This window comes from Couchioplanes caeruleus, assembly GCF_003751945.1.
In the GTDB taxonomy this organism is placed as follows: Bacteria; Actinomycetota; Actinomycetes; order Mycobacteriales; family Micromonosporaceae; genus Actinoplanes; species Actinoplanes caeruleus.
The window spans coordinates 6,361,323-6,375,156 of record NZ_RJKL01000001.1 but is presented as its reverse complement, the minus strand read 5'-3'; the positions used below and the strand labels follow the sequence as shown (position 1 = coordinate 6,375,156).

Below are 13,834 nucleotides of genomic sequence, written 5' to 3'. Positions count from 1 at the left end.
GGCAATTTCGCGCACACCACGTTTCCACGCCCCCCACCCCTTGGCCCACAACAAACAAGCGCAAGGACGCCTAGGCGGTGAACGCTAGACGAGGATCTGGTTAAAGCCGACCCCGCGTGTCGCAATCTTTACTTGGGCCGTCCGCAAATTTCGGATGCCGCCGTGCGGCGCATCCTGTGCATTGCAGGTGAACTCAGCTCTACAACGGACAAACTACCAGGCAAACCGAGAGTGACGGAAGACTTGACATCGCCGTCAATATTTGACCGTTTCCTCCGTATTGGCAGCCGTCATTTGTCCGGTACGGGAAACCGCGATTCCGCACCGTGACGCACCCACCGCGGAGCGCACGCGCGTGGCTCATATGATCTTGGACGAGAAGTCGATCGTCCGTACTGGACCAAACCACCCGGTCGTGAGACCCCGCCGCCGATCGGCCCACTTGACAGCGATCGAGGCATCGGCATGCGCCCGGCATGGCGCACTATGATCCGATTCGGCCAACGGGGAGAACCGCCGGAGGCGCCGCCAGGCGAGACACCGTCCCTACCGCTCGACGCGAGGAGTCCACCGGTGGTCACCGTGAGCAACCCCGGGCGCGTCATCCCTCGACCCCGCACCGGCCGTCGCCGCTTCGGTCCCCGCACCGCGCCTCGCCGGCGCGATCCCGCACCGCGCGCCGCTGCCTCGATCTCCCTCGGGCCCGCTGGGGACCGCGCGACTCGCGGCCGAGCACGATCATCGCGTAGGGGGCGAGCCCGCGCTGGCCGCTACTCCCAGCGGAACTTGCGGGCGGCTCCGGTGAGGGCGGCGACGGCCCACAGGGTGAGGCTCAGCCAGATCGTGCCGGGCACGGCCGCGCCGTTGGTGAGCGTGTTCCGCAATGCCTCGGCGTGGGCGGCGAGCGGCAGCAGAAAGTGACCCGCCGCACCCAGATCCGGTGCCGCGAACATGATGCCGCCGGCCGCGAGCATCAGAACGTAGATCAACGTGGCCGCGGCGGTGACCGTCTCCGGGCGGAGCAGGCTGGCGATGAGCAGGGCCAGTCCGCAGTAGGCCGCCGTCGCCAGGACGGTGACGCCGAGGGCGGGCAGGAGCAGGGACAGCTCCGGACGCCAGCCGGCGGCGACGCCGACCAGGGCGAGCACCGACGTCTGCAGACCGACGAGGCAGAGGATCGCCGCGGTCTTGGAGAAGAGCAGGCCGGGCCGGGTCAGCGGCGAGGCGCCGAGCCGCTTCAGCACGCCGTAGCTGCGCTCGTAGCCGGTGGTGATCGCCTGCCCGGTGAACGCCGTGGACATGACGGTGAGCGCGAGGACGCCGGGGACGACATAGCCGAGCCGGTCGTCGGTGGGCAGGTTGGTCGCGCGGGTGAGGCCGGCGCCGAGCAGGACGAGCAGCGGGACGCCCATGGCGAGCACCACCGCCTCGCCGCGCCGGGCGGTCAGGAGCAACTCCATCCGGATCTGCTTGCGCAGGATCGCCCGCAGGGGCGCGCGGCCGGGCGCCGGGGCGAACACGCCACTGCCCGCGCCCGCCGGCCTGCTTTCGCTGCTGCTGCTGCTGCTCATCGGGTCGCTCCGGCGGCTGCTCATCGGGTCGCTCCGGCGGTCAGGGCGAGGTAGACGTCCTCGAGGGTGCGGCGGCGGGTGTTGACCGCGGTCACCTGGGCTCCGGCCTCGGCGAACCAGGCCAGCACCGCCGCGATCACCTCGGTGTCGAGGGTGCCGGCCACCGTGTACTCGCCTGGGGAGCTCTCCGCGACCGTGGCGTCGAGGCGGGCGGCCAGAGCGGCAACGGGAAGGGCGGGATCCGCGCGTATCTGAAGGAGGTCGATGCCGGCCGCGGCGGTCAGCTCGGCGGGGGTGCCGGTCGCCGCCACCACGCCGTTGTCCATGATGACGACGTGGTCGGCGAGGCTCTCGGCCTCGTCGAGCAGGTGGGTGGTGAGCAGCACGGACACCCCGTCGGCCCGGAGGCTGTCGACGAGCTGCCAGGTGGTCTGCCGGGCCCCGACGTCCATGCCGGCGGTCGGCTCGTCGAGGAAGACCAGCTCGGGGCGGCCCACGAGGGCGACGGCGAGGGAGAGTCGCTGCTGTTCGCCGCCGGAGAGGCGCCGGAAGGTGGTCTTGGCGAACTTCCGCAGGCCCAGGCGGTCGAGCAGCATGTCCACATCGAGCGGATTTGCCGCGTACGAGGCGAAGAGCCGGAGGATCTCGCCCGCGGTCGCCCAGGGGTAGACGCCCCCGGACTGCAGCATGATGCCCAGGCGCGGCATCAGGGCATCGTGGTCGGCGATCGGGTCGAGCCCGAGCACCCGGGCGGAGCCGCCGTCCGGGCCGCGGAAACCCTCGCAAACCTGCAGCAAACTGGTCTTCCCGGCGCCGTTGTTGCCCAGCAGCGCGAGAATCGACCCACGCGGGACGGTCAGGGAGACCCCGTCGACGGCGGTGACATCGCCGTATCTGACGACGACGTCCTGCACCTCGACGGCGGCCTCGACCATGGACGAAACTGTACTGGCTGGGTAAGACGGCGCCACCGGGCCTCCGGCCGGTGTGGCCCACGTCCTGCGTGCGCCGGCGGGTCGAACGGGCGGCCGCAATCTCCGCGGCATCGACGAAGCAGACCTTCGGGCGGGTAGGGAGAACGACACAGACTGCGCGAACATGGCCGGTTGCGGCGGTGGGAGCGCTCCCATACGCTGCGGAAAGCGGGGGCAGGCCGCCGGCCCGGACCGGTTCCCCCCGGTAGCCTGTCCGCGTCACGCAGGCCCCCGAGCCGGCGGCCTGACATCAACCCGCGCTCCACGCCACCGCCCGCGGCTCCCAGCAACCGGCGCGGCTCCCAGCGACCGGCGCGCGGCGCACAGCAACCGGCACCCGCGGGAATCGCACGAAGCAGGCGGCGTGCCGCGGATGTCCAGGACCGCGGCGTGCCGCGGGTGGCCACCGCCGCGGCCAGCCGGGAACGCTGGGTAGGGTGCTGCCCATGACGGGCTCGGTCACGGCGGTGGAGATCTTCACGGATGGAGCCTGCGTGCCGAATCCCGGGCCCGGCGGCTGGGGTGCCGTGCTGCGCTGGGGCACCCGGGAGAAGGATCTCTGCGGCGGGGAGGCCACGCCGACCACCAACAACCGGATGGAACTGATGGCGCCCATCCGCGCGCTCGAGAGCCTGACCCGTGCGCCGCTGCCAGTTCTGCTCTACACCGACAGCATCTACGTCCGGGACGGCATCACGAAGTGGCTCCCCCGGTGGAAGGCCAACGGCTGGCTGACCTCGGCCCGGCAGCCCGTGAAGAACGTCGACCTCTGGCAGCGCCTCGACGCGGCCGTGCGCCGCCACGAGGTGCAGTGGCACTGGGTGAAGGGCCACGCCGGCCACCCGGAGAACGAGCGCGCCGACCGCCTCGCCGCCCGCGGCCTCCAGGAAGCCCTGGCCACCCGCTGAGCCGGACGCCCGAGCCAGCCGGAAAAGCCCGTCGCACCAGGCACCGACGCCAGCCGGAATGCCCGTCGCACCAGCCACCGGCGCCAGCCGGCAAACCCCACTGGGCCTGACACGCACGGCAGCGGCCGGGGTCGCGCTCCGCGCGGGACGGCTTCAGGAGGAACGTGGCCGCGGGACGGATCGCAGCCGCGTCGTCTCCTGCCCGTCGTCGCCGGATGCCGCGTCCGCCGCCTCGTCGTCGGCGGCGGCGGACGCCGCACCCGGGACCTTGGCCCGGGCGACCCGGTCAGGTGCCAACCGGTAGGTCGCCGCCTGCACCAGCTCGTCGGGGACGAGATGCCGTCCGCCGTCGGCGGGCGCGGCCGGGGCGACCGTCGCGGACCGCACGGCCGCCGTGCCGCGGGCCTCCCGGCGGGGACCGATCAGGCGCGCCGCCGTACTGAAGACGCTGCGGGTGGCGGTCTCGTAACCGTCCCGGTAGGCCTCATCGCGGTCCAGGCCGGTGCGATACCACTGGTGCAGGCGGCCCACCGCGTACCCGATGCAGGCGGTGCACGCGGCGAGGAGCGAGATCAGGAGGGCGTCGTGTCCGGGGGCGGCCATGCGACAGATTCTCACCAAGGGCATAGACCGGGAGCTATAGCCCTTTTGACGTACCCCGATCGGTCGACAGGAAAGGTTCGCTACGGCGCGGGAAACCCTACGGCGGAGGACCGCCGGGACCGCCACCGCCCGGACCGCCTGACGGCGGCGTACCACCGGGACCGCCCGGACCGCCTGACGGCGGCGCGCCGCCGGGAGCCGCTCCCCCGCCGGTCTCCTTCCCGGACGGGTCGACCGCGATGGTCAGCGTCGCCTTGAAGCCGTCCTGCACGCTTCCCGTCACGGTGGCGAGTTCGGTCGCCGCCGAGTCAGTCTCTTGTGCCGTTCATGTGCGCCGCTGGTGAATGACGAGACCTAAGCTCGTCGGGTGCCGACCGATCTGTACATCTCCACGGACATCGAGGCGGACGGCCCGATCCCCGGCCCGTACTCGATGCTGTCGCTGGGCATGGCCACGGCCGCGACGTACGACGGCACCACCTTCCGCCGCCTCGAACCCGACACCTTCTACCGGGAGCTGCAGCCGATCTCGCCCGGTTTCGTCCCCGAGGCCCTGGCGGTCTCCGGGCTGGACCGGGCGGCGCTGGCCCGCACAGGGGCCGCCCCGGCGGTGGCGATGGCGGAGAACGTGGCGTGGCTGGCGGAACTGGCCGGGCGGCACCGGGCCCGCCCGGTCTTCGTCGGCTATCCGCTCGGCTTCGACTGGATGTTCACATACTGGTACCAGGTGCGGTTCACCGGCGGCTCGCCCTTCGGCCACTCCGGCCACGTCGACATGAAGACGCTGTTCGCGTTCAAGGCGCGGCGGCCGGTGCGGTCGGTCGGCAAGCGATCGATGCCGGCGGAGCTGCTCAGCGGACGTGCGCACACGCATCATGCCCTCGACGACGCGCTCGAGCAGGCCGAGCTCTTCTGCAGCCTCGTCGCGTGGTCCGGCGCGGCGCAGTGACGGGCGTCAGCCCGCCGACCGGCGCGCCCGCGCCCGCCGCTTGCCCTCGTGCATCGCCGCGACCCGGGCCACCGGGATGGTGTGGCCCTCCTCGACGAGGCCGGGGTCGAGGCGCTGCGGCCGCGGCATCGTCGCGGCCCACGGGTCGGCGTCGCCAAGCAGGCCGGGCACGGTGTGCACGGTGAAGTCGGCGGGTGTCACGTCGTCGAGGTCGTCCCAGGCCACGGGGAACGACACGGGCACGCCGGGGCGCACCCGCGGACTGTACGCGGCGACCACGCTCGCGCCGCCGGAGCGCGTCGCGTCGAGGAACACCTTGCCGTGCCGGTCCTCGCGGATGAACGCGGTCGTGGCCAGGGCGGGGTCGAGCCGCTCGGCGCGGGCCGCCACCGCCCGGGTCGCCGCGGCCACGTCGATGGTGGCGGCGCCGCCGTCGAGCGGGACGAAGACGTGGACGCCCTTGGCGCCGCTGGTCTTCACCGCCCCGTCCATGCCCACGTCGGCGAGGGCCTGCCGGACCAGCCGGGCGGCCCGTACCGCGAGGTCGAAGGCGCCGCCCTCCGGCGGGTCGAGGTCCATGATGAGGTGCGTCGGGCGGTCCGGGTCCGCGACCGTCATGAGGGTGGGGTGGTATTCGACCGCGCGCTGGTTGCCGAACCAGAGCAGGGTGCGGCGGTCGTTGCAGAGGGCGTACAGGACCTCGCGGTGCGACGCCTCGGCCCAGACCTTGGTGCGGGCCACCCACTCCGGCGTGTACTTGGGCAGGTTCTTCTGGACGAATTTGTCCTGGCCGCGCAGCACCCGGACCACGGACAGCGGCCGGTCGCGCAGCACCGGGATCATCCTGTCCCGCACCGCGTCGAGGTAGTCGACGAGATCACGCTTGGTCGCGCGGGCGTCCGGGAAGAGCTCCTGATCCAGGTTGGTCAGGGGTACGCCGTCGCGTTCTTCCTTCTCGGCCGCCATCGCCTCATCCTGCCCGCACCATGCTGATCGCGGGAAGCACCATGGCGAGGGTCAGCATGGCGTAGGCGCCGCCGGTGAAGTACAGCCCGTTGCGGGTGGCGATGACCGCCCCGGAGAACGGCAGCACGACGGTCAGCAGCGCGGCGAAGAGTAGCGTGCCGGGTGAGCGTTCGGGGCCGAGCAGCGCCCAGCCCAGAAGGAACGGCACGGACACGAGCCAGACGAGGGTGACGAGCAGAACGTGCAGGGCGGCTTCCGTACGCCGGGCCGCGGCTCGCCGGTCGTCCCGTTTCTCCTGCGCCGTCCGGTGCACGACGGCGCCCCTGGTCAGCGGCGGTCCCTCGATCTCCAGCGTCACGTCATGCACTCTAAGGGAGCCGGCGTGACGGCGCCCGTCGAGCGCGTCACCCGTGCGGGCGTCGTCAGGCCGGAGCGCGTTCGCCGCTGCCCCGGGCCACCACCTCCGTGGGGATGATCACCGTCTGAGCCGGGCCACCGAAGCCGCTGATCCGCCGGTGTGCCAGCCGCGCCGCTTCGCGTCCCATGGCGACGGGATCGTGCGCCACCACCGTGGTGCCGATGACGTCCGCCAGGTCGAAGTCGTCGAAGCCGATCAGCGCCGGTGCCGCGGGATGGCCGCGCAGCGCCCGCAGCGCGCCGGTCGTCAGCCGGTTGTTGGTGGTGAACAGCGCGGTAGGCGGCGGGTCCCGCGTGAGCAGTTCCCGTACGGTCTCCTCGGCCCGGTGCACGTCGTGCACGTCCGTGCGCAGGTAGGGCCGCCACTGGTCGTTCCCGGCCGCGTCCATCGCCTGCACGAAGCCGTCGAGGCGCCCGCGCTGCGGTGCCATCCGGGCCAGGTCGGCGACGAGCGCGATCCGCCGGTGACCGTGGGAGAGCAGGTGCTCACCCGCCGCCCGGGCCCCGCCCGCGTTGTCGATGAGCACCGCGTCGGCCTCGAGGCCGTCCGGTGGGCGGTCGAGGAAGACGAACGGCACCCCGCGGTTGCCCTCGATCGCCAGGTATTCGTGACGGTCACCGCTGGGAACCACGAGCAGGGCGCGCACCCGGCGTTCCAGGAACGCCTCGACCAGGGCCCGTTCGAGCTCGGCGTCCTCGTCGGTGTTGGCGGTCACCAGTTGCAGCCCGTGCTGGCGCAGCTCGCGCTCGATGCCGCTGGCGACGGCGCTGTAGAAGGGGTTCGCCAGGTCGCCGCTGACGAGACCGACGAGCGCGGAGGTGGCACCCCGCCGCAGTTCCCGGGCGATGCCGTTGAGCCGGTATCCGAGCAGGTCCGCGGCCTGGCGCACCCGGGCCCCGGTGGCCTCGGCGACGTTCGGCTCGTCGTTCAGCGCCCGGGACGCGGTCTTGAGGCTCACGCCGGCCAGCTCGGCGACCTGGGTGAGCGTGGGACGGCGCGGGTTGTCGACGGCCTCGCCGGCGGCCCGGGGTGCGGACATGGTGCTCCGAGTGGTCGAAGGAGTGGTCGAAGGAGTGGTCGAAGGTGCCGAAGGACAGCAGTATGACATCGATGTCGGCCATCACCCACCTCCAGGTGCCGAGTCGGCCGTCGATCAGGCAGCATGGGCCGCATGGTTCCCCGGTGGAGTGTGATCGGCGCGCCGTCCAGTGCGGGTGCGCGTACCCCAGGCGTGGAGCGGGCACCGGAGGCGTTACGCGCCGCCGGCCTGCTCTCCGCGTTCGACGACCGCGGCCGGCACGTGAACGACTTCGGCGACGTGCCCGGCTTCCGCTGGCGGCCGGACCTGTCGCGCCCGGCGGCGCAGAACGCCGGCCCGGTGGTCCAGGTGGCCACCGACCTGGCGAAGGAGATCGCGGCCGCGCCCGGCGTGCCGCTGGTGCTCGGCGGTGACGCCACGGTGATGCTGGGCCTTGTCGCGGCGACGGGAAGTCCCGCGCTGGTCCATGTCGCCGGCAGCCCGGGCCTCGGCACGCCGGACACCAGCCCGCACGGCAGCCTCGGCGCGATGGTCCTGTCCCACCTGCTCGGGCTGCCCGGCTGCGACCCGATGGTGGCGGCGGTCGCCTCGGTGCCTCCGGAGCGCCTGGTGGCGTACGGGTTCGACCGTCCGTACGGTGATCCCGAACGCGACCTGGTGGACCGCCTCCGATTGACCTACGTGCCGGGCAACGAGGTCCGCACCGGGCCGGCGAAGGCGGCCGCCCGGGCCCGCTTCGCCGCGGAGGCGATGGCGCAGAGCTTCGTGGTCCACCTCGACGTGGCGGTCCTGGCGTTCGCGCAGGCGCCGTTCGCCGACCTGCCCGAGGCGCAGGGCCTGACCCTGCAGGAGCTGGTCGAGACGCTGTCGGTGCTCGTCGCCAGCCCGCAGTTCGCCGGCATGGCGGTGACCGGAGTGAACCCCGACCACGTGCCGCCGGAGATCGGCCTGACGCCGCTGGTCGACGCCCTCGCCGCCGCGCTGGCATAGCGGAAGGACCGGCCGGGTTCACCGCCGCGGCCCGTCCGGCCGTCCTGACATCGATGTCAGGAAAACCTTGTCATCGACGCAGTTGCACGTGACGATGTCGGCATGCGCCAGCCACGATGGAGTGTCGTCCTGCTGTCCGTCAGTCTCATAGCCGCGGCGGCGACCGTCGCGACCGGTGGCGCGGCGCGGGCCGCGGCCGCCACCTCGTTCCGATCGTCCTTCGAGTCCGGCGATCCCCAGCCCGCCTGGACGGACACGGTGGACGACGGCGACGACCGCAGCCACGGCGTCGACGGCGGCGTCACCGCCGGCATGCCGGGCAGCCTGCGCGAGCACGTCACCGCCATCGCGGCGAACGCGCAGCCGAACCCCAACGAGGGGGTCACCAACCTCAACGACGGCGACCCGGCCACCAAGTGGCTGGTCGACACGCCGACGAGCTGGGCGCAGTACACCCTCGACACGCCGGCCACGGTCGTCAAGTACGCCCTCACCTCGGCGAACGACGCCCCCGAGCGCGACCCCCGGGACTGGACCCTGGAGGGCTCCGCCGACGGCAGCGCCTGGACCACCGTGGACACCCGCGCCGGGCAGGCCTTCGACCAGCGGTTCCAGACGAAGACCTTCGCGGTGGCGAACCCGGCCTCGTTCCGGATCTACCGCCTCTCCGTCACGGGACACCCGTCGGGCAACCTGACCCAGCTCGCCGACCTCGAACTCGCCGACGCGAACACCACCCCGCCGCCGGCCGGGCCCGTGCAGAGCCGGATCGGCAACGGCCCGGCGAGCTCCCCCACCGCCAAGGCAGGCGTCGGCTACACCGGGCTCAAGGCGTTCCAGATCGCCGGAAGGCACACCGCCGAGGGCCGCGGGTACTCGTACAACAAGATCTTCGACGTCGACGTGGCGGTTACGGACGACACCGAGCTGTCGTACCTGGTGCTGCCGGAGTTCCGGCGCGACGATCTGAGCAACCCGGCCACGTACACCGCCGTGGACCTGGCCTTCACCGACGGAACGTACCTGTCGGACCTCAGGTCCGTCGACCAGAACGGCGTCGTGGTCAGCCCCGCCGCGCAGGGCGCGTCGAAGACGCTCTACACCGCGCAGTGGAACAAGCGGACCGCCCGGATCGGCACGGTCGCCCGGGGCAAGACGATCGACAAGATCCTGATCGGGTACGACAAACCGGACGGCCCGACGAGCTTCCGTGCCTGGTTCGACGACATCACGATCGGCGAGGTCGCCCCGGCACGGCCCCGGGCACACCTCTCCGAGTACGCCGAGACCCGGCGCGGCACCCACTCATCGGGCGACTTCTCCCGCGGCAACAACTTCCCGGCGACGGCGGTGCCGCACGGCTTCAACTTCTGGACCCCGGTGACCAACGCCGGCTCCACCTCGTGGCTGTATGAGTACCACCGCCAGAACAACGCCGCCAACCGTCCGACGTTGCAGGCCTTCGCGGCCAGCCACGAGCCCAGCCCGTGGATGGGCGACCGGCAGACGTTCCAGGTCATGCCGTCCGCCGCCGCCGGGACGCCGGACGCCGGCCGCGCGAGCCGGGCCCTCGCGTACGGGCACGAGAACGAGACCGCCAAGCCGTACTACTACGGCGTCACCTTCGACAACGGCATCAAGACGGAGTTCGCGCCGACCGACCACGCGGCGCTGTTCCAGTTCACGTTCCCCGGCGACAACGGAAACCTGGTCTTCGACAACGTGAACGGCAACGCCGGGCTCACCATCGACGCGGCGAACCGTACGGTCAGCGGCTGGTCCGATGTCAACAGCGGCGGCCTCTCCGCGGGCTGGACCCGGATGTTCATGTACGCCACGATCGACGCCCCGATCACCGCGAGCGGCATGCTGCCGACCGGCAACCGGCCGTCCACCGGCTACGTCAAGGTCGACGCCGGAGTGGACAGGGCCGTGACCATGCGGATCGCCACCTCGCTGATCAGCGTCGCGCAGGCCCGGCACAACCTCGACCTGGAGGTGGCCGCCGACGCCACGCTCGCCTCGATCCGCGACAGGGCGCAGGCCGCCTGGGACGCGAAGATGCGGACCGTCGAGGTCGAGGGCGCGTCCGAGGACCAACTCGTCACCCTCTACTCCAACCTGTACCGGTTGTTCCTCTATCCGAACTCGGGCTTCGAGAACACCGGCACCGCGCAGAGCCCGGTCTACAAGCACACCGTGCAGTCGGCGGTGACCAGCCCGGCCAGCTCGCCGACCGAGACCGGCGCCGCGGTCAAGGACGGCAAGGTGTACGTCAACAACGGCTTCTGGGACACGTACCGCACGACGTGGCCGGCGTACGCGCTGCTGACGCCGGACGCGGCCGGCGAGATGGTCGACGGGTTCGTCCAGCAGTACCGTGACGGCGGCTGGATATCCCGGTGGTCATCGCCCGGATACGCCAACCTGATGGTGGGCACCAGCTCCGACGTCGCGTTCGCGGACGCGTACCTCAAGGGTGTTCCCGGCTTCGACGCCGAGGCGGCCTACCAGGCCGCGGTGAAGAACGCGACCGTGACGCCCCCGAACGCCAACGTCGGCCGCAAGGGCCTGGCGACGTCGATCTTCAAGGGCTGGACGCCGAGCGACGCCACCGGCGAGGCCATGTCCTGGGCCATGGACGGCTACATCAACGACTTCGGCATCGCGAACATGGCCGAGGCACTCGCGAAGAAGGGCGGACCCAAAGCTTCCTCGTACGCCGAACAGGCCGCGTACTTCCGCAACCGCGCCCTGAACTACGTCCACATGTTCGACGAATCCGTGGACTTCTTCCAGGGCCGGGACAGCGCGGGCCGGTGGCGCCAGCCGCCGTCGCAGTACGATCCGCGGGTCTGGGGTTACGACTACACCGAGACCAACGGCTGGAACATGGCGTTCCACGTGCCGCAGGACGGCCAGGGCCTGGCCAACCTCTACGGCGGCCGCGACGGACTGGCGAGGAAGCTCGACGCGTTCTTCTCGACGCCCGAGACCGCCGGCTTCCCCGGCTCCTACGGCGGCACGATCCACGAGATGCTCGAGGCCCGGGACGTGCGGATGGGACAGTACGGCCACAGCAATCAGCCGTCACACCACATCATCTACATGTACGACCACGTCGGGCAGCCGTACAAGGCGCAGAAGCTGGTCCGCGAGGCGCTGTCCCGGCTCTACCTGGGCAGCGACATCGGCCAGGGCTACCCCGGCGACGAGGACAACGGCGAGATGAGCGCGTGGCAGATCTTCAGCGCGCTCGGCTTCTACCCGTTGCGGATGGGCAGCCCGTCGTACGCGATCGGCTCGCCGCTGTTCACCAGGGCGACGGTCAACCTGCCCGGCGGCAAGAAGATCGTGGTCAACGCCCCGGACAACAGCGCCCGCAACGTGTACGTGCAATCGCTGAAGGTCAACGGCAAGGCGCACAGGTCGACGTCGCTGCCGCACTCGGTGCTGGCGGACGGCGCGGTGCTGGACTTCGAGATGGGCGCGTCGCCGTCCGCCTGGGGCACCGGGAAGGACGACGCACCGCCGTCGCTCACGACCGGAGACGCGGTAGCCGGTCCGATGCGCGACCTTACGGGCCCGGGCCGCGGCACGTCGTCGGACCCGGCGCTGGTGGACGACACCTCCGGCACCCGGGCAGTCGTCGGCACGTGGCAGTACGACTTCTCTTCCTCGGGCGAGCGGGCCGACTACTACACGCTCACCTCGGGTGCGGTGGCCGGTGACCCCACGTCGTGGAAACTCTCCGGCTCGTACGACGGCACCACCTGGACCACGATCGACGAGCGCAAGGACCAGACGTTCGACTGGCGGCTGCAGACCCGGCCGTTCAAGATCGCGAAGCCGGGCCGATATGCGCACTACAAGCTCGACGTCTTGGCGAACACCGGCGAGGCGAGCACGACGCTGGCCGAGATCGAGCTGCTCGGCACGCCGGTGCCGACATGCACCACCACCATCGCCGACAAGGTGGTCGGCGCGGTCTCGGTGAAGTCGGGCGTCACCTGCATCACGCGGGGGGCGACCGTGACAGGGCTGGTGACGGTCGCCAAGGGTGCGTCGCTGTACGTCTCCGGCGCGACCCTGCGGGCGGCGGTCACGGCCACCGGCGCGGGCACGGTCTCGCTGCTGCGCGCCACGGTCGCGGGCCCCGTGACGGTGACCGGCTCCGGCCCGGTCCTGCTGGAGGCGTCCGCGGTCAAGGGGCCGGTGACGCTGCTCGACAACCGTACGGCGACGGTGGTCGCGGCCGGCACGATCAACGGACCACTCACCTGCACCGGCAACCGGCCGGCGCCGGTCAGCAACGGCCTGCCGCCCGCCGGCACCGGCCCTCGCCTGGGCCAATGCGCCCCACTCTGAACGCCGCAGTCCCCGGAGTCAGAGACCGACGGACTACGGATCCGCTCTTGCCTGAGCCGACATGCCTGACACGGACTACCAATGGGCCTTTGCCCGGGACGACGTGCCCGACCCTGACCATCCACTGACAGAAGCGCCGCGGCCCTCCTCCCCGGGGCCGCGGCGCTCTACTGTGGTGACATGTCCGACGATGATCTGTGGGCCGCCGTCGTCGCGGCCGATCTGTGCACCCTCGCCACCATCAGGAAGGACGGGCGGCCTCAGCTCTCCGACGTCAACTACACGGCCGACCCGGCCACCCGCGTGCTACGCATCTCCACCCGCGGCTCGCTGGCCAAGGTGCTCAACCTGCGCCGCGACCCCCGCGCGACTCTACGGGTGGGCCCGCCCAGCGGCGGTTACGTGGCCGCCGATGTCACGGCGTCGTTCTCGCCGCCATCGGCCGACGAGCACGACGCGACGGTCGAGGAGCTGATCGAGGTCTACCGGTTGATCGCCCGCAAGGAGCACCCCGACTGGGACGACTACCGCCGCGCGATGGTGGCCGACGGCCGGATCGTGCTGCGCCTTGCGGTCGAGCGTCTGTATGGCTGGACGATGCCCTAGCCCGTATTGCCCTCCGACCCTCGAGCGGTCGGCCGCTCGCGTCCCCAGGCGGCCAGCGGCTGGAGTGCGTGGTTGAGGCGCATGCCGTCCTCGGTCAGCGAATACTCGACGCGGGGCGGCACCTCGTCGTAGGAGACCCGGCGCACGACGCCGTCCGCTTCCATCTCACGCAGGTGGGAGGCCAGTACCTTCTCGGTGATCCCGGGCAGCAGTCGACGCAGCTCGCCGAAGCGGCGGTAAGGGTGCTCGTGGAGTGCCCAGAGGATCAGCACCTTCCACTTGCCACCGATCACCTCCATCGCGGTGTCGATCCCGCAGACGTGTCCGTCCGGTGCGCCCGGCCGGTTCAGCGTCGTCATGCCCCACCCTTCCGACGTGCTCGCTCACCCCGGGGTAACCACCCACTCCGAAGTGCGTACTTGATCATCACCGGACCGCTGGC

Annotated in this window: 12 protein-coding genes; 5 read left to right on the top strand and 7 right to left on the bottom strand. The window is 71.5% G+C overall.

Annotated features, from left to right (window positions below; all coding sequences use genetic code 11):
* Positions 1-770: 770 nt before the first annotated feature.
* Together EDD30_RS28700 and EDD30_RS28695 are read right to left on the bottom strand one after the other, a co-directional pair.
* The gene (locus tag EDD30_RS28700; protein ID WP_071804894.1) at positions 771-1,571 is read right to left on the bottom strand and encodes an ABC transporter permease; all 801 of its coding nucleotides are present in this window, start codon (positions 1,569-1,571) and stop codon (positions 771-773) included.
* Between the two features lie 20 nt (positions 1,572-1,591).
* The gene (locus EDD30_RS28695) at positions 1,592-2,506 is read right to left on the bottom strand and encodes an ABC transporter ATP-binding protein (protein WP_071804863.1); all 915 of its coding nucleotides are present in this window, start codon (positions 2,504-2,506) and stop codon (positions 1,592-1,594) included.
* Positions 2,507-2,991: 485 nt separating this feature from the next.
* Here EDD30_RS28695 and rnhA point away from each other — a divergent pair, with 485 nt between their 5' ends.
* Positions 2,992-3,453 carry a ribonuclease HI gene (gene rnhA, locus EDD30_RS28690; protein WP_071804861.1) on the top strand — a complete coding sequence of 154 codons (462 nt, stop codon included), beginning with the start codon at positions 2,992-2,994 and terminating at the stop codon, positions 3,451-3,453.
* 153 nt (positions 3,454-3,606) lie between these two features.
* Here the strand turns inward: rnhA and EDD30_RS28685 are convergent, their stop codons facing one another.
* A complete protein-coding gene (locus EDD30_RS28685; protein ID WP_071804860.1) occupies positions 3,607-4,056 on the bottom strand; it encodes a hypothetical protein in 450 nt (149 codons plus the stop codon).
* A 367-nt stretch (positions 4,057-4,423) separates the two neighbouring features.
* On the opposite strand from EDD30_RS28685, the gene EDD30_RS28675 reads away from it, so the two are divergent.
* Complete coding sequence (locus EDD30_RS28675) at positions 4,424-5,005, top strand: 3'-5' exonuclease family protein (protein WP_071804858.1); 582 nt, start codon at positions 4,424-4,426, stop codon at positions 5,003-5,005.
* A 6-nt stretch (positions 5,006-5,011) separates the two neighbouring features.
* Here the strand turns inward: EDD30_RS28675 and ligD are convergent, their stop codons facing one another.
* From ligD to EDD30_RS28660, 3 genes are all read right to left on the bottom strand, one after another.
* On the bottom strand, positions 5,012-5,971 hold the full coding sequence (gene ligD, locus EDD30_RS28670) for a non-homologous end-joining DNA ligase (protein WP_071804857.1): 960 nt from the start codon (positions 5,969-5,971) through the stop codon (positions 5,012-5,014).
* A gap of 4 nt (positions 5,972-5,975) precedes the next feature.
* Positions 5,976-6,329 carry a hypothetical protein gene (locus EDD30_RS28665; RefSeq protein ID WP_123678556.1) on the bottom strand — a complete coding sequence of 118 codons (354 nt, stop codon included), beginning with the start codon at positions 6,327-6,329 and terminating at the stop codon, positions 5,976-5,978.
* Between the two features lie 64 nt (positions 6,330-6,393).
* Positions 6,394-7,428: a LacI family DNA-binding transcriptional regulator gene (locus tag EDD30_RS28660; protein ID WP_071804855.1), complete on the bottom strand. Its 1,035-nt coding sequence runs from the start codon at positions 7,426-7,428 to the stop codon at positions 6,394-6,396.
* Positions 7,429-7,560: 132 nt separating this feature from the next.
* Here EDD30_RS28660 and EDD30_RS28655 point away from each other — a divergent pair, with 132 nt between their 5' ends.
* From EDD30_RS28655 to EDD30_RS28645, 3 genes are all read left to right on the top strand, one after another.
* On the top strand, positions 7,561-8,418 hold the full coding sequence (locus EDD30_RS28655; protein ID WP_071804892.1) for an arginase family protein: 858 nt from the start codon (positions 7,561-7,563) through the stop codon (positions 8,416-8,418).
* 147 nt (positions 8,419-8,565) lie between these two features.
* On the top strand, positions 8,566-12,786 hold the full coding sequence (locus EDD30_RS28650) for a GH92 family glycosyl hydrolase (protein ID WP_211277753.1): 4,221 nt from the start codon (positions 8,566-8,568) through the stop codon (positions 12,784-12,786).
* Between the two features lie 180 nt (positions 12,787-12,966).
* Positions 12,967-13,392: a TIGR03618 family F420-dependent PPOX class oxidoreductase gene (locus EDD30_RS28645; protein ID WP_071804853.1), complete on the top strand. Its 426-nt coding sequence runs from the start codon at positions 12,967-12,969 to the stop codon at positions 13,390-13,392.
* On the opposite strand, the gene EDD30_RS28640 is transcribed toward EDD30_RS28645, so the two are convergent.
* Positions 13,389-13,751, bottom strand: coding sequence for a winged helix-turn-helix transcriptional regulator (locus EDD30_RS28640; RefSeq protein WP_071804852.1), 363 nt, complete (start codon positions 13,749-13,751; stop codon positions 13,389-13,391). The genes EDD30_RS28645 and EDD30_RS28640 overlap by 4 nt on opposite strands.
* Positions 13,752-13,834 lie beyond the last annotated feature (83 nt).

What these genes read in the sequence shown, in the direction of transcription:
- EDD30_RS28700 (WP_071804894.1), bottom strand. Translation starts at nt 1,571, where the DNA reads ATGAGCAGCAGCAGCAGCAGCGAAAGCAGGCCGGCGGGCGCGGGCAGT.
- EDD30_RS28695 (WP_071804863.1), bottom strand. Translation starts at nt 2,506, where the DNA reads ATGGTCGAGGCCGCCGTCGAGGTGCAGGACGTCGTCGTCAGATACGGC.
- rnhA (WP_071804861.1), top strand. Translation starts at nt 2,992, where the DNA reads ATGACGGGCTCGGTCACGGCGGTGGAGATCTTCACGGATGGAGCCTGC.
- EDD30_RS28685 (WP_071804860.1), bottom strand. Translation starts at nt 4,056, where the DNA reads ATGGCCGCCCCCGGACACGACGCCCTCCTGATCTCGCTCCTCGCCGCG.
- ligD (WP_071804857.1), bottom strand. Translation starts at nt 5,971, where the DNA reads ATGGCGGCCGAGAAGGAAGAACGCGACGGCGTACCCCTGACCAACCTG.
- EDD30_RS28660 (WP_071804855.1), bottom strand. Translation starts at nt 7,428, where the DNA reads ATGTCCGCACCCCGGGCCGCCGGCGAGGCCGTCGACAACCCGCGCCGT.
- EDD30_RS28655 (WP_071804892.1), top strand. Translation starts at nt 7,561, where the DNA reads ATGGTTCCCCGGTGGAGTGTGATCGGCGCGCCGTCCAGTGCGGGTGCG.
- EDD30_RS28645 (WP_071804853.1), top strand. Translation starts at nt 12,967, where the DNA reads ATGTCCGACGATGATCTGTGGGCCGCCGTCGTCGCGGCCGATCTGTGC.
- EDD30_RS28640 (WP_071804852.1), bottom strand. Translation starts at nt 13,751, where the DNA reads ATGACGACGCTGAACCGGCCGGGCGCACCGGACGGACACGTCTGCGGG.